The organism is Dokdonia donghaensis DSW-1 (assembly GCF_001653755.1).
Taxonomy (GTDB): Bacteria; Bacteroidota; Bacteroidia; order Flavobacteriales; family Flavobacteriaceae; genus Dokdonia; species Dokdonia donghaensis.
Window position 1 is genome coordinate 826,565 of sequence record NZ_CP015125.1, and the last position, 19,995, is coordinate 846,559.

Genomic DNA, 19,995 nt, shown 5'->3' on the forward strand with positions numbered 1-19,995 from the left:
TCATCTACTTTAATAGATGAAGTAAATCTTCTACAGTGTTTTGTCCTTTGTCTTTATTATACCACACTTGTAAATCTTGTTTAAATTCTGGTGTGAGTTTACCGTGAGCGTCTTTATAATCATTTACCATTTTTGTAGCTTGAGATGGACGTGGTCCCCAGTCTCCAAGTACTTCTTGAGTTTCATTATCAAAGGCAATAAGTCTTGGGATAGAACGACCCCCATTGTATAAAAAACGATCCATAAGCTCGAGATTTTCATCCCTTAGAATGACCTTAAAATCAATGTTAGGGTTGAGGTCTGCAAACTTTTGCATTACGGGCATTGTTTGTGCTGCGTCACCACACCAGCTTTCTGTAAGTACAAGCCACGTTGTTTTATTGTGATATTGCTTTATTACGTTTTGAGCGTCTTCAGACAATTTTATAGTCTTATCTAGTCGCTTCATACGTTTGTGATTGAGCATTGTATAGTTGTGCAATGCCTCTGTGACTTCTGGACCTGTATTTGTGCCTTCTAGGGCGTGAGTTTCTGTAAGTACTCTATAATCTTGATATGAGATTGCCTTAGTTAGACTTTCTTGTATTAATTGTGCTGTTGTTTTTTGCATAGTTTCCATAGCCATTAGGTCGTAGGCTTTACTACAAACTTACTATCTTTCGGCTTAGAAAAACAAATTGTAACCGTATGGAAAAACATAGATGTGGCTGGTGTGTGGGTGATGACTTATATGAGGCTTACCACGATAACGAGTGGGGGACTCCACTCAGAGATGACGATCTACTCTTTGAGTTTTTGGTTCTTGAGACTTTTCAAGCGGGATTGAGCTGGATTACAATTTTAAAAAAGAGAGAAAACTTTAGAGTTGCCTTTGATAATTTTGATTACAAGCGCATTGCCGCTTATAAGGAAGATAAAATACAATCGCTCTTGCAAGATGCTGGTATTATAAGAAACAAGCTTAAAGTACGTGGTACGGTTACAAATGCAAGGTTGTTTATGGAGATCCAAGAGGAATACGGGAGTTTTTCAAAATACCTATGGGATTATGTAGATAACACACCCATACAAAATCGTTGGAATGACTATAAGGAATGCCCTGCAAATACACCTCTAAGTGATAAAATATCTAAAGATCTAAAAAAGCGAGGCTTCAAGTTTGTGGGAAGTACCATTATCTATGCCTTTATGCAGGCCATAGGGATGGTAAATGATCACGAGGTAAACTGTTTTAGGTATGAAATGGTACAGGAGCAATAAAGCTACTACTTTAGATATTCTAAAAAGGTTTCTCTAGGTATTTCGGCGGCGCCTAGGCTTGCGAGGTGGTCTGTGTACATCTGGCAGTCTATGAGCTTGTAATTGTTTTTAGTAAGCTTTCGCGAAAGCGTTATAAATCCCACCTTGCTAGCATTACTCACGGTGGCAAACATACTCTCACCACAAAATACACCTTTGTCTTGCAAGTCTATTCCATAAAGGCCTCCTACTAGCTTGTCTTCATACCATACTTCTACAGAGATAGCATAGCCTAGCTGGTGAAGTCTTAGGTAAGCTTCTACGACGTCATTTGTAATCCAAGTGCCTTGCTGTCCATCTCTTTTAATGCGTTTACAGGCGAGTATAACTTCTAGAAAATTTTGATTATAAGTAACTGTAAAAGGGTTATCTCGCAGTAGTCTGCGCATAGATTTTGATACGTGTACATCTTGAGGAGCCACTACCATTCTAGGGTCTGGTGTCCACCACAAGATGGGTTGTCCCTCATTATACCAAGGAAAAATACCAGATCTATAGGCAAGTAATAACCAGTCTGGGGTAAGATCACCACCTACCATAAGGAGCCCCTCTTCGTCTGCCAGATGGTGGTCTGGAAACCAAGGTTCATTAGAAAACATATGGTGATCTGGTAGTGGTAGCACAATCTAATTTAATAGGTAGGGCAAAGATAACTATGCCTTATTACTATTAAACGCTTGTATGCGGTCAAAATTCTTTCTAGTGTATAAAATATATAAAAGCGCAGGGATGGTGTAAATAATTGCAACGAGTGCTACTTCTGTGAGATTTTCAAGCAAAAGATAGCTTGCAACAAGCATTAGGCATCCCGTAATGGCAACTTTTACAATGGCGCTTGAGACACGTTTTGGAGATTTGACCTTTATATTGTGAAGTGTAAAGGTGTTTGTAACTCCACAACGAGCACAGTTTTTACGTACAGACGTTTTGAGCTTAGTCTCAAACGCTGTGTGATTATCAGTATGAATTAATAGATGCTTATGGCAACTTGAGCACTCCCCGTATATTTTCATAGGGGTAAATTAAAAAAGCCCAGTACAATGTAATTGTGCTGAGCTTTAAATGGTTATGATTATGTACTTTATCGATTTAGAAAGGTAAATCGTCGTGGTCGTCGCTATTAAGATTTGTTGCAGGTTCAAAAGAGTCTGCAGGAGGCATAGGAGGTAATGGTTGTCCTCCACCAGCATTTGCTGCTGCAAGATTCTCTATGCGCCACCCTTGTATTGAGTTAAAATATTTTGTTTCTCCCTGTGGGTTTACCCACTCACGACCTCTTAGGTTAATGCTTATTTTTACATTTTGACCTACAGAATAATTATTAAGTAAGTCTGTTTTATCTTGTACAAACTCCACCATTATGTGCTGTGGATACTGCTCTTCTGTTGTGACAACAATCTCTCTCTTTCTAAACCCATTACTCCCAAAAGTTTGAGTCTCACCTATCATTTTTACTTTTCCTTGTACTTCCATCGTGTTCAATTATTAGGGTGTAAATCTATGAAAATTCTAACGTTTTGCGAGTAGAATCTTCCACGCGTTATTCACATTTTTTTGAGCCAATAATTCTTGCGCTTTTTTGTGTATCACAAGGTCGTCGCCTGTTTTTACTAGTTCCTTTATATGTGCATCACTTGCTATAAATGTGTCTATTTGTGCCTGGGTAGGGAGTTGCTCTACATTACCCAGCATCCCGAGGTCATTACCAGTAAGTATATCGCTCAGGCGTATGTTTTCTGGAATTTGATCTACGCCTATTCCTGTTCTTAAAACGGGTTTAGGCACTTCAAAAAGCCCTTCTTTTGCACGGCTATACCAGTTTGCGCCCATACGTGATACTTGATCTATTTTAAGTGGGTCTATGGCACCAGCGTCTGTAAGAATGATTTTATCTATATGCATTTTAAGAATCTCACATATTACGAGGTTACCCGCGCCACCTTGATCACCCAGCGCTTTTACCTCGATTACTTTACACTCAAACTGCACTGGAGATTCTGCCACTCGAGGAGGTGTTACCTTTTCTGAGGCAAGCTCTGTAAGGCCAGCTTTTACAAATTCATTTACGCCCTTTGCATAAGCTGTACTTGCGAGCGACATTTGCTGTACCATTGCATAGTTTACCATATTTACCGTACACTCTGCAACCTCTAGCACGTTATCTAGCGTGTTTTTTGTGGTATTATCTCTCCCACTACGAGAGGGTGAGTACACAAGTATGGGAGGATTTGCGCCAAAGACATTAAAAAAACTAAAAGGAGCCAGATTTACATTACCATCCTTATCTACAGTACTTGCAAATGCTATGGGACGTGGCCCCACGGCACCTGTAAGGTGACCAAATAACTGAGAAACAGGAATATCTTTTGGATCTATAGTAAGCATATAACTTCTTTTAAAATGTACGGTTCAAAAATACCAAATCTTATAGGGTCTATTACGCTTTCGCGAAAGCTTAACACAAAACAATAGATACTCATTAATCATAAGTTGCGATGAATGCACCCGCTAGATTAGGGGCAAAAACCCTAAGCAATATGCGCTATTATAGCTACATACTAATCGATTTACCGTTGCATATTTGTGCTGTAGTAATCATTAAATAAAACAATTATGAAATCGCAAACAGAAGAATGGGGGCTTCTAGAGCAAATATGCCAAGATGAAGAATTTGACGTGTCATTTTTTTCTATCGAGTTTCCAGATGGTAGCTCCTATGAGTATCAGAATTAGAAAACTAAAAAAATCTTAAGTTTGAATTAGCCTTTGCTTAGGCACTTTAAAACCGGCTATTGTTTGAGGGAACAATAGCCGGTTTTTTGTAACATTTTGTATCTTCAAGCCACCAATAGTTAAAACAACACAACCTATGGATATTTTTAGCAAGATTAAGGAGAAGCTCAGCAACGAGTTTATAGATATTGTAGAATGGTTAGACTACACAGATGACACGATTGCTCACCGTTTTGAACGTTATCAAAACGAGATTAAAAATGGCGCAAAACTCATTGTACGTGAAGGTCAGACAGCCGTTTTTGTAAACGAGGGACAACTTGCAGATGTTTTTACGCCAGGAACCTATGATCTTACAACGCAAAACTTACCCATTCTTTCTACACTTAAAGGGTGGAAATATGGTTTTAACTCTCCCTTTAAAGCAGAAGTTTACTTTGTAAATACACACTTATTTACAGATGAGAAGTGGGGAACTAAAAATCCCATAACATTAAGCGATGACCGTTTTGGACTAGTTGAGATTCGCGCTTTTGGAACTTATGCCTTTAAAATTGCAGATGCTGGGAAGTTTATTGTAGACATCGTAGGGACAGATAACAACTTTACAAATTTTGAAATCAACGAGCATCTCAAAAGTCTTATTGCTACAAGATTTACAGATACGGTAGGAGAAGCAAATCTCCCTATAGAGCTCTATGCGGCAAATACATCAGAGCTATCAGAAACTTGTAAAGAGGTAATGCACCCTGAGTTTATGTCTGTAGGTATCTCACTTGAGAAGTTTTACATCGAGAATGTATCGATGCCAGAAGACCTCAAGAAAGAAATCTTTGAGTACAGCCGTATCGATAAGCTTGACCTAGATAAGCTTACTAAGTTCAAAACTGCCAAAGCGATAGAAGCTGCCGCTGCAAATGAAGGCGGTACAGCAGGTGCAGGAATGGGTATGGGAATGGGCTTTGTACTCGCACAACAAATGGGAGGAATGATGTCTCCACAAATGGGAGGACAACAACAAGCACAACCACAAATGAATCAAGGCGGAATGATGCCGCCACCTATACCAGCCGCTGTACAATATTTTTATGCTGTAAACGGTGCACAACAAGGCCCCGTCTCTTTTGAACAACTAAAAGCGCTATTTGCAAACCGTACAATAAACAAAGAGAGCCTTATCTGGAAGCAAGGTATGACTGGATGGGCCGCGTTGCAAGAGGTAGAGGAGCTTAAGTCATTTTTAGGAGGTAACACACCGCCGCCACTGCCGGTTTAAAAAAATTTTAAATGTAATAGCTTAAGTGCGCTTTCGCGAAAGCGTAATTACCCTATGCCTATATGGAAGAAAACCCCATACATAAAACCGAACTCAAAAAGGCCTGTATAAATTGCGGTGCAGAGCTCAAGTACAAGCCGGGTACTACTTCCATCACTTGTGAGTATTGCGGTCATAAAGAAGAGATCTCACTAGCTACCAGCAAGTTTGAAGAGTTAGAGCTGTATCCATACCTGGAAAGTATGGGTGATCAAAAAAACAGCGAAGAGATCTCTATGCTACATTGTAAAAACTGTGGAGCAAACCAGCACGTAGAAGAAAACTATAAATCCCTACACTGCGTGTATTGCAGTATGCCACTCATACTTGAAGATGCCCGCAAGGAAGACTGGATATTACCAGGAGCTGTATTGCCATTTCAGATAGATCAAAAAAAGTCTTTTCAAATTTTTAAAAAATGGGTAAACGGTCTCTGGTGGGCGCCTAATAAACTTAAGAAAGCCTCACTAGACCCTCAGTTTACAAAGGGGCTGTACTTGCCCTACTGGACCTTTGATGCACAGCTTGCTGCAAACTATACTGGGCAGCGAGGTGAGTATTACTACGAGACGCAAACCTATCGCGATAGTGATGGTAATAGAAAGAGTAGGCAAGTGCGTAAAACAAGATGGTATCCCGCCTCGGGTCACGTGTCTGGCTTTGTAGATGACACGCTCATAAAGGCATCAAAACAACGTGCCGGTAGAGTACCCTCTAAAATTGCACGCTGGGATCTTAAAAAGCTACAGCCCTTCAACAGCGGATTCTTATCTGGTTTTGTGACAGAAAAGTATACCATCCCTCTCAAAGATGGTCATACCAAGTCACGTGAGACGGCAAAGCAAATCGCCACAAGCTGGGCCGCTGGAGATATAGGGGGCGACACGCAGCGCGTAACCTCTATAGATATGAAGCTGGCAGAGGAGACCTTTAAGCACATCTTATTACCCGTTTATGTGAGTTCTTACCGTTACAATGGCAAGGAGTATAACTTTTTTGTAAACGGTGAGACGGGCGCGCTTTCTGGTAAAAGACCGTATTCGTTCTGGAAAATATTTTTTGCCGTACTTGCTGCACTTATCATTATAGGTGTGATTGTGGTTTTTGCTCAGGGAGCGGGATAATTTTTGTGTTGTAAATCTTTGTTAAACGTAATGTTATAAGGTGTTAATACCGCTTTCGCGAAAGCGGAATACGCATATCTTTAAACAAAAAAGACAATGAAATTTACAAGAAGCGCAAGCGCACACTGGGAAGGAAGCGGAAAAGAAGGAAAAGGAACAATCTCTACCGAAAGTACCGTGCTAGATAAAGCACAATATGCCTTTGGGACTCGATTTGAAGATGGAGTGGGTACAAATCCAGAGGAACTTATAGGAGCAGCACATTCTGGATGTTATACAATGCAACTTAGTTTTTTACTCAATGAAGAAGACTACGTAGCAGATGCTCTAGATACGAGTGCAGACGTAACTTTTGAAGATGGGGAGATTACAAAAATTCACCTCACCACAAAAGGGAAGGTTCCAAATATCTCAACTGAAGAGTTTGCGAAAATAGCATCTAAAGCAAAAGAAGTGTGCCCACTATCTAAGCTTATGAAAGCCGAGATTACTCTAGATGCCACACTAGAGTAACAAATAATTTATAAATGTAAAAGCCCTCAAAACCTTAGGTTTTGAGGGCTTTTTTTATGGTGGTTGTTTGAGTATGTATTCCTTCCATTATAAAATAGCAGTCTACACTTGCTTTTAAGAAAACCACCAAGGTATTATTTGGCAGTTATTTAAAAAAAATAATGCTACTACATAGTGTTTGAAACAACTCACAAGATTGTTAGTTTTGAACATACTAATCACATAATTAAATAGAATGATCAAAAAACGAATTACTTTACTATTAATGCTTGTAACTGCTATGAATTTACTTGCACAAGATGTCTATGAGCTAGCAGATGTGTCACAGGCAGATTTTGAAAACTTTACCATTTCATCCTTAGAATTTGCAGATGTTGATAATGACTCAGACGTAGACTTACTCATAATGGGTAGAAATGTAGACTTTATAAACGTCGCAAATCTCTATATTAATGATGGAGAAGGAAATTACTCCTTAGACCAGGGGTCAAATATAGAAGGGCTGTCATCTGGCGACCTATCTTTTGGTGATATTGATAATGACAATGATCTAGATTTAATTGTTACGGGAAGAAATACAAATATGACAAGAAGAACAGAGTTATATCTCAATGATGGGAGTGGAGTTTTTACTGTTCAAAGTCAAGTACAATTTGAATCTGTCGCAGGTTCTAAAGTTGAGTTAGGAGATTTAAATAACGATGGTCTTTTAGATGTTGTATTAATAGGTTTTACTGGTGCACAAGCTGAGACTAATGTTTATTTAAATGCAGGAAACGCCACATTTACAGAAGTCTCAACTATTTTTGAAGATGTTTTTTTAGGGGATATTGCCATTTTTGATGCAGATAATGATACAGATAATGACGTACTCATAACAGGAGGCGGTAATAGTAATAATAGAGTGTCTGAGTTATATTTTAATAACGGGGATGGCACTTTTATTGAGTCTTCAAATTCTCTAACAGGATCTATATCCTCTTCTGTGGCAGTAGCAGACATTGATAGTGATAATGACTTTGATATTATCATATCTGGTTTATCATTAGTAAACGGCTTACAGGAGCCATCTACTACCTTATATATAAATAATGGGATGGGTGAATATACTGCCTCTACTCAATCATTTATAAATGTAGGTAGAGGAAACGTTGTTTTTGAAGATATTGATAACGATCAAGATCTAGATATCTTTATATCTGGAGTTGACGAAGATGATGCAATTATTTATAGTTTTTACCTTAATGATGGTCTAGGGGTTTATGCGCCGTTTGTAGATTCTAATATACTAGCAGTAAGAGAGGGTTCTTTAGATTTTGCAGACGTAAATGGTGACGGAACACAGGATATAGCAATCACGGGGAGATCAAGTGAAAATATAGAAAGCTCAAGGCTTTATATAAACCAAGAAATGCTAGGAGTCGTTAATGTAGAAAGTAATGCGCTATCTGTTTATCCAAACCCAAGCAATGGGCGATTTACTATTGATATAGACAAACCTTTAAGTAAAATCGAAATCTTTGACGTTTCTGGAAGGCTTATGCTTCGAGATAATGAAGTCAATGATAAATTTTTTAATGTAAATCTAGCCTCTGGCATCTATCTTATAAAGGCTATGACGGTAAATGGTGAGCAGTATGCTTCAAAAATTATTGTAGAGTAGATTTTATCTATATCTCCATAATTTAAATTTTAACATAGTAAAATATAAAGAGCCACTTCAACTTTGAAGTGGCTCTTTTTTTGCGCTTTAAAAAAAGCTTTGTTTATAATGACTACGCTTTACCGTAATCGTGCTCGTCTTGCCATCTTTTAAGCTCTGCCCATTTACCTAGAGCGGCCATTTCGGCTTGCATAGGCCAGGTGCCTGGACGATGTATTTCAAAGCGTTTACCACCAGAGTTAAGTACCTCTTGACACTTCTCTACAGAGGTGCTTGCAAGTGCTGCCCACGTTTTAATATCGTGATTATGGAAGAGCTCAGATATTTTTGGACCTATTCCTTCTACAATAGTAAGATCGTCTTCTTTTATTCTTTTCTTACCATACACACCTTTTGCCGCTGCTGCATCAAATGGTACGCCTATGATACCTATAGACGGTGATGGTGCACTCGTATTTGTATTTGCAATAACGGTCTCGCTTGTCGCTGCACCGGCTGCAAATGAGCTCGCCATACTTGCGGTGGTGCTAGCTGCTGCTGGAGCCGCTGGTGGAGGTGTAGCCTTAAGCTTTGTTCTACACGCCTCTAGGTCTGCTTCTAGTGAGGCTGTTTTCTTTCTACACGCCTCAAGATCTGCCTTGTAATCATAGGTGTCGTGAGTTGTTGTTTCTTCTTTAGAGCTACCAAAGAGTCTACCTAGTAAGTATCCTAAAATTCCGCATACTACTCCGGCTATAAGTGGCCAGATCCAGCAAGCTATGTTTGAAAAATCCATATGTATATTTTTTAATGAGTTAGTTTATAGTTATTACGGCGCGTCTGTTTTGTGCGCGGCCTTCTTCTGTATCATTTGTTGCAATAGGGCTACGTTCTCCCTTTGTAACAGTTTTGATTTTTGCACCTGCAATCCCATTGTTTTGAAGGTATTGCTTGCCAAATTCTGCACGCTCAAGTCCCAGTCTATCATTTGTAGCCATACTACCTTGACTGTCTGTGTGTCCTTCTACCGTAATGCTAGATCCTTCTACCTTATCTAGGTAACGGGTGATGTCTCCTAGTTTTTTACGCTGTTGCGCGTTGAGGTTTACAGAGGCCTCTGAGTAGTCAAAATAAATTACTAGCGGGTCTGCCTTAATAGCTTCGGCCATATTTGCAAGATCTTCTTGCGCTTTGGCCTCATCTTCGGCGGCTTGTGCGTAGAGATTGTATGAAACAGGTCCTTTATAGATGTCGCCATCTGGAACTAATTCTTCGCGTAGCTCACCATAGGTGTTAATGCGACTTGAAGAGATACCTTGATCTACAAAGTAATTTTTTACAGCAGTGGCACGTGCAAGACCTAGGTTTTCGTAAGCAGAGTTATTTACCTCGTCGCTGTCATAATATCCAGTAACATTAACACGTTGGTTTGCATTACCTTCTGCATCAAAATAGCCCTTAAGCTTTGCAATACCACTGTTTACATCTGTAGCTACAGGTGTAAGAATAGCAAAGTCTGAATTTTTGAAGTTAAAATTATCATTGCTTGTAAAAGCAAAGTTTCCGTCTGTACCTCTCAGATTGAAGCCCATTGAGGTGGCAGCCGCGGGAGCAGCTACTGCGTTTTGATCATCTACTGTTGTTTCTTGCTTATCTGTAGTAGAAGCAGCGCTTGCTCCGGCTCCACAACAAAAAATCCAAGCCAGAATCATACAAATGACAATCGTAAGTAGCATACCAAGTAGGTATCCTGATTTCTTACTCATATTGGTTAGGTTTAAATGGTTCGTTTGTCTTAAAGTTAGTTAAAATTTTAACATAACAGCATTTTACACATTGATTGTTAGAACTTTATGTATTTCCTCGACGATTTTAATGGGTTTATCGAGCATTTTTGGTAGTTCAATCCTTGTAAAACACATTGTTTAGTGTGTTTTGCTGATTTTCAAATGTTTACAAAAAGATAACGTCATAGCCAGCAAGTGGCAAGCCCGTATCTTAATAAAATTGTAGTGGGATGAGATTACGCTTTCGCGAAAGCGTAAAAAGAAATAATTATCTACTTCTCATAGCTAGAAGTCCAAAAATGGGACCTATAGCGAGAAGTGGTAAGACATACATAAGTGGTATAAAGGTCTGTAATAATACAAGTGTCTGTATACTTATGATGGTAATCGCAAACCCTATACAATTTACCATTGTTAAAGCGGTACCTTTTACAGATGGAGCTGCTCGCTGGGCTACTAGTGTAGAAAAAAGTGGTGAGTCTGCAATGACGACCATACCCCAAAAAACGAGAAACACAATGACAACTGGGTAATATGCTGTGCTTAATAACAACGGCGCTATAAGGCAGCACATACTAGACAAGAGTAAAAAGAGTTTTGCCATTTTTTGAACTCCTATTTTTTGTGATAGATATCCACCAGCTACACAAGCAATGGAGCCGGCACCTATAATAATAAATGAATACAAGCTTACAGATAAGCTCGTTTCTGGATGTTGTTTTAGATAGATTATTAGAATGGCAGGAACCAGCGTCCAGAAGCTGTATAATTCCCACATATGACCTATATATCCTAGTGCGGCCTTATTAAAATTAGGATCTTTAAATATATCTTTTAGCTGTTTAAAGCTTAAGGCGCTTCCAGCCTTTCTGTACGGTCCGTCTGGCACTAGTAATTGTAATAAAACCCCGCCAAATACTGCGGTACAAGAGGTAATAATCATCACGGTTTGCCAAGAGATGCTAGATAGCACATCACCCAGCAGGTGAGGAAAAGCGGTGCCTAGCACAAGAGCACCTACCAGATAGCCTAGCGAGCGACCTAGTCCTTTATCAAAATAATCTGCTGCTATTTTCATCCCTACAGGATATATTCCGGCTAGAAAAAAACCGGTGAGAAATCGTAATAAGAGCAGTGTAGAGAGCGTGTTACCCTGCCAAATCATAGCAAGGTTAAACAAAGCGCCAGTGGTCGCACAAACTAGAAATACTCTAGAAGGAGAGAATCTGTCTGCAATGGCAAAAATGGCAAATAGAAGCGTGCCTACTATAAACCCTAGTTGTACAGCAGTTGTAAGATGTGCTACAGCATTTTGATTAAGATAAAAATCACTTATAAGCCCAGGCATCACCGCATTACCAGAAAACCATAACGACGTACCACAAAACTGTGCAAAAACAATGGAAGGTAAGATGTGTGGTGCAGGCTTCAAAAAATAATCTCGTTCTTAATGTGCTAGAAAGATAACTTATTTGTGCGGGGTGACGCTTTCGCGAAAGCATAAAAAAACCGCTTCTATGTAAGAAACGGTTTTTAGTACTATTAATAGTGTTTAGTCTATAAATCAAACTTGATACCCTGCGCCAGCGGAAGCTCTGTGGTATAGTTTATTGTGTTAGTTTGTCTTCTCATATATACTTTCCAAGCATCAGATCCAGACTCGCGTCCTCCACCTGTATCTTTCTCACCTCCAAAGGCTCCACCTATCTCTGCGCCAGAGGTACCTATATTTACATTTGCAATACCACAGTCTGATCCTGCCGCGCTCAAGAAACGCTCTGCCTCACGTAAGTTATTAGTCATAATTGCAGACGATAGACCTTGTGCTACACCATTTTGTAACTCTAGTGCGTCTATAACGTCTCCAGTATATTTTAATAAGTATAAAACAGGAGCAAATGTCTCGTGCTGTACAATCTCAAACTGATTACTAGCTTCGGCTATTGCTGGTTTTACATAGCAACCGCTCTCATAACCTTCACCAGTAAGAACACCACCTTCTACAATGATGTTACCACCTTCTGCTACCACACGCTCTAGGGCGTTATTATAATTTGCAACAGCATCTGTATCTATAAGTGGCCCTACGTGGTTGTTTTCATCTAGTGGGTTACCTATGCGTAATTGACCATATGCTTTTACAATAGCATCTTTTACCGTATCATACACACTCTCGTGTATAATAAGACGACGTGTAGATGTACATCTTTGTCCTGCAGTACCTACCGCTCCAAAAACGGCACCTATAACGGTCATCTTAATATCTGCATCTGGCGTAACGATTATAGCATTGTTACCACCCAGTTCCAGAAGCGATGTACCTAGACGCTCTCCTACAGTAGCAGATACAATCTTACCCATACGTGTAGATCCAGTAGCAGATACTAGTGGTACACGCTTATCTGTAGTCATCATTTCTCCTACTTTGTAATCTCCATTTATAAGACAAGAGATACCTTCTGGCATATCATTTGCCTTGAGCACCTCTGCGATAATGTTTTGACAAGCAACACCACAAAGCGGTGTTTTTTCTGATGGTTTCCACACACATACATCACCACATACCCAAGCAAGAGCCGTGTTCCAAGCCCATACTGCTACAGGAAAGTTAAAGGCAGATATAATACCTACCACACCTAGTGGATGGTATTGCTCATACATTCTGTGGCCTGGTCTTTCTGAGTGCATTGTAAGACCGTGTAACTGGCGTGATAGCCCCACCGCAAAGTCACAGATGTCTATCATCTCTTGTACTTCACCTAGACCTTCTTGATATGATTTACCCATCTCGTAAGAAACGAGCTTTCCTAGCGGCTCTTTTACCTCACGTAGCTTGTTACCAAACTGGCGTACAAGTTCTCCACGAGCAGGAGCGGGCATTGTTCTAAAATCTTTAAACGCGGCTGTAGCTGCGCTCATTACCGTCTCATAATCTTCTTTTGTAGTGGTTTTTACTTTACCTATAAGTTGACCATCTACTGGTGAGTGTGATTCAATAATCTCACCGTTACCAAAGTTTTTTTGACCCGTTGAGGTTCCTTCATTTATGGCAGAAAGTCCGAGGATTTTCATCGCTTCGTCCATTCCAAAATCTTTTGCTACTGTGCTCATCGTTTTTTTATGAATAACTGAGATAAGAAAACCGGTAAAGCTGCCTTACTCAAGGGTTAATATCTATTTATACTTCTCAAATATATGTGAGATGTCTATGTGAGTCAAATCTAAGAATAATTCAAAGGTTTCCATAAAAAAGGGCGTATTATTAAATACACCCTAAAAATTATTCTGTTTTTTTATCAATCTGCTGTAAAACGTTCATCTACTTCCATCACCGTACCGCAGTTGTCGCACGTTCTAAGCTCCTCACTATTATAGAAGTCCTTAAAATGTGACTGGAAGTCTTTTTCTACATCGTGAAGTTTAAAATATACCTCGTGTAGTTTGTTATTACAATTGTCACAGTACCATAAAAGACCGTCTGTTCCTTCTAGGTCTAGTCTTTTACGTTCTACTACGAGTCCTATTGAGTTGTCGTGACGTACTGGTGAGTGTGGTACCCCAGCTGGGTGCAAGTACATATCACCCGGACCTAATTTCATCGTGCGCTTTACACCTTCGTCTTGTACGTGCACCTCAATGTGTCCTTCTAGTTGAAAAAAGAGTTCTTCGGTCTCGTTATAGTGATAGTCTTTTCTGGCATTTGGTCCACCTACAATCATAACGATATAGTCACCGGCGTCTTTGTAAAGGTTTTTATTGCCTACGGGTGGTTTAAGAAGGTCCCTGTTTTCTTCTATCCATTTATTTAAATTAAAGGGAGGTGCTATGGCCATATGTGTCTTATTTAGTTACTATAAAAGTACAAAAAGTAGTACGCTTTCGCGAAAGCGTAAAAAAAACATCCCCACCTACTATAGCAGGTGGGGATGATAATCAAAAGATTTGGGGTTTTTTATGTTATCTAAAGAATAGTTGTGTGTAATATGGGATACCCATCTCATTCTTTACGATACCTATACCTGTATGTGTGTAATCACCTTCTAGTGCTTCTTTATGTGCTGGACTCCCTAACCATCCCTGTACTACAGACTCTGCGTCCATATAACCGTATGCTACGTTTTCGCTTACTATGTGAGCACCGCTTTGTTGTAACATTGCTGAGCGCTCATAGAAGTTATCGTGACTAGGCTGACTTTGTACCACCATATAATTAGAGTGACCTACAGCAAGATCTTCAGAATAGTTGTGCCACTGAAGTTCATTAAGACCTAAAGTTGCCCTATGAGCATTTAATACTGCAAGAACCTCCTGGGCTAATTCGATGTCGTTTTCAACATCAACTGGAGCTTCAAGATTAGAAGTCAGGTCTTCTGACTCGTTAATTGGATCGGTACTGCAAGAGCAGATAAGTAGCATTGCTGCAAAAAAGCAGAGACTTTGGTTAATCAGTTTCATAATTTGGGGTTATGAGTTATGACTGCAAGATAAAAATAATTTGCACTTAATCGTACACTCTGTGTATTTAATCGATGAAATACACAAAAAATGTAGTTTTTTTAAAATATACAAGTAGGAAGTGCCTGTATTCATCACTTTTGAGCCGTTCAAATGCTTCTTTCTCCTTATATTAGACCTATATATTTTAGTAAAAGCCTATGAAAAAGTTAGTTACCCTTGTTATGTTGTCTTTAATTGTATGTTCTTGCGATATGCCTGTTAAGGAAAAAGAGGATAAGATTAATACATCATCTATGCCTGCAGATCAAAAGTTTGGTCTTGTTATACACGGAGGAGCAGGTACCATTCTTAAAAAAAATATGACCGACTCTCTTGAGAGGGCATATCGAGCAAAACTTGATGAGGCTACAAGAGCGGGACATAAGGTGCTCTCTGATGGAGGCACGAGTATGGAGGCGGTGACGGCAGCTATCAATATTATGGAGGATAGCCCTCTTTTTAACGCTGGAAAGGGTGCTGTATTTACACACGATGGTACAAATGAGCTAGATGCAAGTGTGATGGATGGTGAGACCCTTAATGCTGGTGCCATATCTGGTGTAACTACAGTAAAAAACCCTATAGACCTGGCAGTAGCTGTAATGAATAAATCTGAGCACGTGATGCTTAGTGCAAAAGGAGCAGAGCAGTTTGCAGCAGAGCAAGGACTTGAGATAGTAGATCCTTCTTATTTTTATACAGAGAGAAGGTATAAATCGCTTCAAAAAATAATAGATAAAGAAAAAACGCAACTCGATCACGATCTAGATAAAAAGGTCACGTTTATGGATCCTTTTATAAAGGATAGTAAATACGGTACTGTAGGTTGTGCAGCACTAGATAAGTATGGTAATCTCGCAGCAGGTACCTCTACAGGAGGAATGACTAATAAAAAGTATAACCGCATAGGAGATGCACCTATTATAGGAGCAGGTACATATGCAAATAATGCAAGTTGTGCGGTAAGTAGTACTGGATGGGGAGAGTTCTTTATGCGTGGTATGGTAGCACACGATATTGCTGCTATTATGGAGTATAAGGAAGTTACATTACAAGAAGCAGCAGAAGAGGTGATCCAGAAAAAACTTATAGACCTAGGCGGTACGGGAGGAATTGTATCTATAGATAGAGATGGTAATGTTGCAATGGAGTTTAATACAGCAGGGATGTACCGTGCACATATGAATGCTGCTGGAGAGATAGATATAAAAATTTATAAGAACAACTAGTATGGATAGAGCGTGTCCAGAATGTGGAGATAAAATTATAGGTAGGGCAGATAAGAAGTACTGTAGCTCATCTTGTCGCAACTCTCATAATAATAGTCAAAACAAGGACTCAAAAAATATGATGCGCAACATAAATAACCGGTTGCGCAAAAACTACCGTATATTAGAAAAACTCAACCCAGAAGAAAAAACAAAAACTACTAAGGCAAAACTAAATGCAGCGGGTTTTGACTTTAATTATTTTACAAGCATTTACACGACTAAAGCAGGTACTATATACTACTTTATATATGACCAAGGATATTTACCGCTAGATGGTGACTTTTACGCACTCGTAAAAAGAAAGAATTAATATGAAAATCTACGCCGAAACTAAAAACCTAATCCTTAGGGAGATTGTCATAGAGGATACAGGAGATATGTATCGCTTGGACAGTGATCCCTTGGTACATAAATATCTAGGTAATAAACCTATAAGTTGTATGGGTAAAGCAAGGGCATATGTAGATTACATACGTATGCAGTATGAAACTTATGGCATAGGCCGCTGGGCAGCTATCGAAAAATCTACAGGTGACTGGATAGGGTGGACCGGCTTAAAAATGAATTTTGAAAACGAGATGAACGGTCATACAGATTTTTATGATATAGGTTATCGCTTTATGCCACAATACTGGGGTAAGGGTTATGCAACAGAGTCATCTATAGCCGCTAGAGATTACTTTTTTGAAAACTTCACTGGCAAAAAACTGTGCGGTATGGCAGAGCTGGGCAACGGCGCCTCTTGCCGTGTGCTTGAAAAAATAGGACTAGAGCGCAAAGATAATTTTATCTACGAGCCAGAAAATATAGAGCTAGCTTGGTTTGAAAAATCAATGTAATCTATTTCCAAGTCTGACCATTAAGCTCTAGAGCCGCTTTAAGGACATCTTTCTGGCTTATCTGGCCTACTAGTTTACCATTTTCTACAATAGGGAAGCGTCTATGTTTTGATTCCAAAAATTTATTTGCCGCATCAAAAACATTCATATTACCATCTATAGTATCTACATTAGACACCATATGATTGCTCACTTTCATATTATCCATAGGCATATTATAATATCTACTCTCTGAGATTTGCTTCATACAGTCGCCCTCAGAAATTATCCCTAGTAGTTCATTTTGTTCATTTACCACGGGACCACCAGATATTTTATGCTTTATAAGACTATTCATTACCTCAAGAACAGATTGATCTGGAGAGAAGGTGATGAGTTTTCGGCTCATATAATCGCTTACTTTTATATCTGTTGCAGTGCTTTTTACTTCTTTTGCACGTTTACCCATAAAACTTTTAATTGCCATAACTATCTGATTTTGTTGTCTTAAAGTTAGTCATTTATATTTAATAAGTTGTGTTACGCTTTCGCGAAAGCGTACTCCAAACCTATAAATTTGTATTTTACAAGCACCAAACCAATAGCAAATGAAACGCCTTAAACATTTCTTCTCATTATTTGTACTCCTCTTTCTTGTGTGGTTAAGCTTTAAATCGCTTTTACCAGAGACGGCATCTTCTGGAGATGTACCACTCACTGAGTTCTCTACAGAACGTGCAATGAGCCAACTCAAAGTAATCTCTCAAAAACCTCACTATGTAGGGTCACCTGCACACGCAGAAGTGCGTGGGTATATTATAGATGAGCTTAAGAAACTAGGTCTTGAGACTTCTGTGCAAGAGGGATATGTACTAGACTCTTGGTGGGGATCAAGTACCTTAGTAAAGCCAAAAAATATAGTGGCACGTTATAAAGGAACCGGCACGGGTAAGGCAGTATTATTAATGTCGCATTATGATAGTGCTCCACATAGTAAGTCTCACGGGGCGAGCGATGCGGGGTCTGGAGTGGTGACTGTGTTAGAAAGTTTAAGAGCCTATCTAGCAGCTGGAGTTGAGCCAGAAAATGATATTATCGTGCTATTTACAGACTCTGAAGAGTTAGGTCTAGACGGTGCTACGTTATTTGTAAAAGAACACCCTTGGGCAAAAGATGTGGGTATTGCCTTAAACTTTGAAGCTAGAGGCTCTTCTGGACCTTCTAATATGATTGTGGAGACTAATGGGGGTAATGAAAATCTCATTAAAGAGTTTGAGAAGGCTGGACTTGAGTACCCCGTGGCTACATCATTAATGTATAGTATATATAAAATGCTACCTAATGATACAGACTCTACAGTGCTCCGTGAAGATGGTGATATACCAGGTTTTTTCTTTGCTTTTATAGACAGTCATTATAATTATCATACGGTAAATGATAATGTAAATAACCTTGACCCGCGCACACTTGAGCATCAAGGACAGTACTTGCTGCCGCTTATAAAGCATTTTGCTCAAGTAGATTTATCTACTATAAAGTCTACTCAAGATCGAGTTTACTTTGATACACCACTATTTACCTTTGTTTCATATCCGTTTGCTTGGGTATTACCTATGGCTATTATTGCCTTGGTAGTGTTCATACTTTTATTAATTAAAGGTTTTAGAGATAAAAAGTTAAGGGGAGGTCCTGTAGGGCGAGGTTTTTTAGCACTTTTTATTTCCCTAGGATGTGCTTTACTACTTCTACAAATATTTGTGTGGTTAATGCCATCATTATACCCTCAGTATAATGATATGTTGCCAGTATTTATTTATAATGGTCACTGGTATACGATTGCTTTTGTGATGATGTCACTAGCGTTTAGCTTCGGCGTATATAGTCGTTTATGTAAACTAGAACATACAGTAAGTACTTATGTAGCCCCACTTGCTTTGTGGGTTATTATAAATATACTGGTCGCTATATATCTCAAAGGGGCTGGCTACTTTATTATTCCATTATTATTTGGCCTTGTAGCCTTTTTTATAATGATCAAGCAAAAGAAACTAAGCGTTATTTTAATGCTGCTTTTAGTAGCGCCAGGGATATTTGTTTTTTCACCTTTAGTACAATTCTTTCCTGTAGGTTTAGGACCATCTGCATACTGGATTTCTATACTTTTTACAGTGCTAGTATTTGGTTTATCATTACCCGTAATTGGCTATTACAAGAGTAAGCGCTTTTTAGGTTATATAGGTTTAATACTTACGTTTGTATTTTTAGGAGTAGCACACGCAAAGTCTGATTATACACAGGAACGACAAAAGCCTAATAGCTTATTATATTATCAAAATGATAGTGATAGTAATGCTTACTGGGTCACCTATGATGATTATATAGATAATTGGGTAGAGGGATATCTAGGGTCTAACCCCAAAGCTGCCAGTGAGTATATCACAAATGCTTCTGGAAGCAAGTATAATACTTCCTTTAGCTATGCAAAGGAAACCTCAGTTATAGACCTTGAAGAAACTATCATTATCAAAGAAAAGGATGAGGTTGTAGATGGAAATAGAGAGGTAACGTTGAGCATAAGACCACAGCGACGTATTAATAGAATACGCCTCTTCGCAGATAAGGACACACCATTTAAAATGCTATCTTATAACAAGAAGGAGTACAAGCCAGATAGCACAGAGACCTTATATAAAAAACGTAGGACAAATGCGCTATTAAGTTATTATATGGGTGAAGGTGAAGAGCTAGAATTTAGCTTTACAATACCCGCAGGAGCAGATCCAAAAATAAGTTTTAGAGAATACTCTTTTGACTTACTCGAGCATCCTAAATTTACTGTCTCAACAAGACCAAAGACAATGATGCCAAAACCCTTTATAGTAAACGATGCAATTATACAAGAACGCGTCATAAACGTAGATGAACTAGCCTTTGCTACTTCTCAAAACGACACATTGCAATTACAAGAATAATAATTGCCTTTTTATATAATCCCT

The 19,995-nt window shown here is 39.0% G+C and carries 21 protein-coding genes; 9 read left to right on the forward strand and 12 right to left on the reverse strand.

From position 1 onward, the window contains the following. Nucleotides 1-4 precede the first annotated feature (4 nt). Nucleotides 5-619 carry a thioredoxin family protein gene (locus I597_RS03570; protein WP_035328927.1) on the reverse strand — a complete coding sequence of 205 codons (615 nt, stop codon included), beginning with the start codon at nt 617-619 and terminating at the stop codon, nt 5-7. Between the two features lie 68 nt (nt 620-687). On the opposite strand from I597_RS03570, the gene I597_RS03575 reads away from it, so the two are divergent. After that, entirely contained in the window at nt 688-1,260 is a 573-nt protein-coding gene (locus I597_RS03575; protein WP_035326403.1) for a DNA-3-methyladenine glycosylase I, read from the forward strand. Between the two features lie 5 nt (nt 1,261-1,265). On the opposite strand, the gene aat is transcribed toward I597_RS03575, so the two are convergent. The 4 genes from aat to I597_RS03590 all read right to left on the reverse strand — a co-directional run bounded on the left by aat (nt 1,266) and on the right by I597_RS03590 (nt 3,684). Then, nucleotides 1,266-1,898 carry a leucyl/phenylalanyl-tRNA--protein transferase gene (gene aat / locus I597_RS03580; RefSeq protein WP_035326406.1) on the reverse strand — a complete coding sequence of 211 codons (633 nt, stop codon included), beginning with the start codon at nt 1,896-1,898 and terminating at the stop codon, nt 1,266-1,268. 54 nt (nt 1,899-1,952) lie between these two features. Next, the gene (locus tag I597_RS14870) at nt 1,953-2,312 is read right to left on the reverse strand and encodes a hypothetical protein (RefSeq protein ID WP_152594966.1); all 360 of its coding nucleotides are present in this window, start codon (nt 2,310-2,312) and stop codon (nt 1,953-1,955) included. 76 nt (nt 2,313-2,388) lie between these two features. After that, nucleotides 2,389-2,772 (reverse strand): DUF3127 domain-containing protein, encoded by a 384-nt coding sequence (locus tag I597_RS03585; protein ID WP_035326409.1) that lies wholly within the window; start codon nt 2,770-2,772, stop codon nt 2,389-2,391. Nucleotides 2,773-2,808: 36 nt separating this feature from the next. Further along, nucleotides 2,809-3,684, reverse strand: coding sequence for a flavin reductase family protein (locus I597_RS03590; protein WP_035326412.1), 876 nt, complete (start codon nt 3,682-3,684; stop codon nt 2,809-2,811). A gap of 484 nt (nt 3,685-4,168) precedes the next feature. On the opposite strand from I597_RS03590, the gene I597_RS03595 reads away from it, so the two are divergent. The 4 genes from I597_RS03595 (at nt 4,169) to I597_RS03610 (ending at nt 8,647) form a co-directional block, all read left to right on the forward strand. Beyond that, entirely contained in the window at nt 4,169-5,308 is a 1,140-nt protein-coding gene (locus tag I597_RS03595) for an SPFH domain-containing protein (protein ID WP_035326415.1), read from the forward strand. Nucleotides 5,309-5,370: 62 nt separating this feature from the next. Then, nucleotides 5,371-6,471 carry a TFIIB-type zinc ribbon-containing protein gene (locus I597_RS03600; protein ID WP_035326417.1) on the forward strand — a complete coding sequence of 367 codons (1,101 nt, stop codon included), beginning with the start codon at nt 5,371-5,373 and terminating at the stop codon, nt 6,469-6,471. A gap of 96 nt (nt 6,472-6,567) precedes the next feature. Further along, nucleotides 6,568-6,984 carry an OsmC family protein gene (locus tag I597_RS03605; RefSeq protein WP_035326419.1) on the forward strand — a complete coding sequence of 139 codons (417 nt, stop codon included), beginning with the start codon at nt 6,568-6,570 and terminating at the stop codon, nt 6,982-6,984. A gap of 235 nt (nt 6,985-7,219) precedes the next feature. Next, nucleotides 7,220-8,647 carry an FG-GAP-like repeat-containing protein gene (locus I597_RS03610; protein WP_081964995.1) on the forward strand — a complete coding sequence of 476 codons (1,428 nt, stop codon included), beginning with the start codon at nt 7,220-7,222 and terminating at the stop codon, nt 8,645-8,647. A 112-nt stretch (nt 8,648-8,759) separates the two neighbouring features. On the opposite strand, the gene I597_RS03615 is transcribed toward I597_RS03610, so the two are convergent. From I597_RS03615 to I597_RS03640, 6 genes are all read right to left on the reverse strand, one after another. Next, the gene (locus I597_RS03615) at nt 8,760-9,422 is read right to left on the reverse strand and encodes a hypothetical protein (RefSeq protein ID WP_035326423.1); all 663 of its coding nucleotides are present in this window, start codon (nt 9,420-9,422) and stop codon (nt 8,760-8,762) included. Between the two features lie 19 nt (nt 9,423-9,441). After that, nucleotides 9,442-10,392, reverse strand: coding sequence for an OmpA family protein (locus tag I597_RS03620; protein ID WP_035326425.1), 951 nt, complete (start codon nt 10,390-10,392; stop codon nt 9,442-9,444). Between the two features lie 289 nt (nt 10,393-10,681). Next, nucleotides 10,682-11,845 carry an MFS transporter gene (locus I597_RS03625; protein ID WP_035326427.1) on the reverse strand — a complete coding sequence of 388 codons (1,164 nt, stop codon included), beginning with the start codon at nt 11,843-11,845 and terminating at the stop codon, nt 10,682-10,684. Nucleotides 11,846-11,970: 125 nt separating this feature from the next. Beyond that, the gene (amaB, locus tag I597_RS03630) at nt 11,971-13,524 is read right to left on the reverse strand and encodes an L-piperidine-6-carboxylate dehydrogenase (protein WP_035326429.1); all 1,554 of its coding nucleotides are present in this window, start codon (nt 13,522-13,524) and stop codon (nt 11,971-11,973) included. Nucleotides 13,525-13,709: 185 nt separating this feature from the next. Further along, nucleotides 13,710-14,246, reverse strand: a complete 537-nt coding sequence (locus I597_RS03635) for a 3-hydroxyanthranilate 3,4-dioxygenase (RefSeq protein ID WP_035326436.1) — start codon at nt 14,244-14,246, stop codon at nt 13,710-13,712. 124 nt (nt 14,247-14,370) lie between these two features. Continuing rightward, nucleotides 14,371-14,868 carry a CAP domain-containing protein gene (locus I597_RS03640; RefSeq protein WP_035326438.1) on the reverse strand — a complete coding sequence of 166 codons (498 nt, stop codon included), beginning with the start codon at nt 14,866-14,868 and terminating at the stop codon, nt 14,371-14,373. Between the two features lie 200 nt (nt 14,869-15,068). Here I597_RS03640 and I597_RS03645 point away from each other — a divergent pair, with 200 nt between their 5' ends. The 3 genes from I597_RS03645 to I597_RS03655 are packed head-to-tail and all read left to right on the forward strand — an operon-like array spanning nt 15,069 to nt 17,020. Next, nucleotides 15,069-16,139 carry an isoaspartyl peptidase/L-asparaginase family protein gene (locus I597_RS03645; RefSeq protein WP_035326442.1) on the forward strand — a complete coding sequence of 357 codons (1,071 nt, stop codon included), beginning with the start codon at nt 15,069-15,071 and terminating at the stop codon, nt 16,137-16,139. Nucleotide 16,140: 1 nt separating this feature from the next. Next, nucleotides 16,141-16,491, forward strand: a complete 351-nt coding sequence (locus I597_RS03650; protein WP_035326444.1) for a hypothetical protein — start codon at nt 16,141-16,143, stop codon at nt 16,489-16,491. A 1-nt stretch (nt 16,492) separates the two neighbouring features. Next, nucleotides 16,493-17,020 (forward strand): GNAT family N-acetyltransferase, encoded by a 528-nt coding sequence (locus tag I597_RS03655; protein WP_035326447.1) that lies wholly within the window; start codon nt 16,493-16,495, stop codon nt 17,018-17,020. A 1-nt stretch (nt 17,021) separates the two neighbouring features. Here I597_RS03655 and I597_RS03660 read toward each other — a convergent pair whose 3' ends face one another. Further along, nucleotides 17,022-17,486, reverse strand: a complete 465-nt coding sequence (locus I597_RS03660) for a CBS domain-containing protein (protein WP_035326448.1) — start codon at nt 17,484-17,486, stop codon at nt 17,022-17,024. A gap of 121 nt (nt 17,487-17,607) precedes the next feature. Here I597_RS03660 and I597_RS03665 point away from each other — a divergent pair, with 121 nt between their 5' ends. Continuing rightward, nucleotides 17,608-19,971: a M28 family peptidase gene (locus I597_RS03665; RefSeq protein WP_035326451.1), complete on the forward strand. Its 2,364-nt coding sequence runs from the start codon at nt 17,608-17,610 to the stop codon at nt 19,969-19,971. Nucleotides 19,972-19,995: the final 24 nt, after the last annotated feature.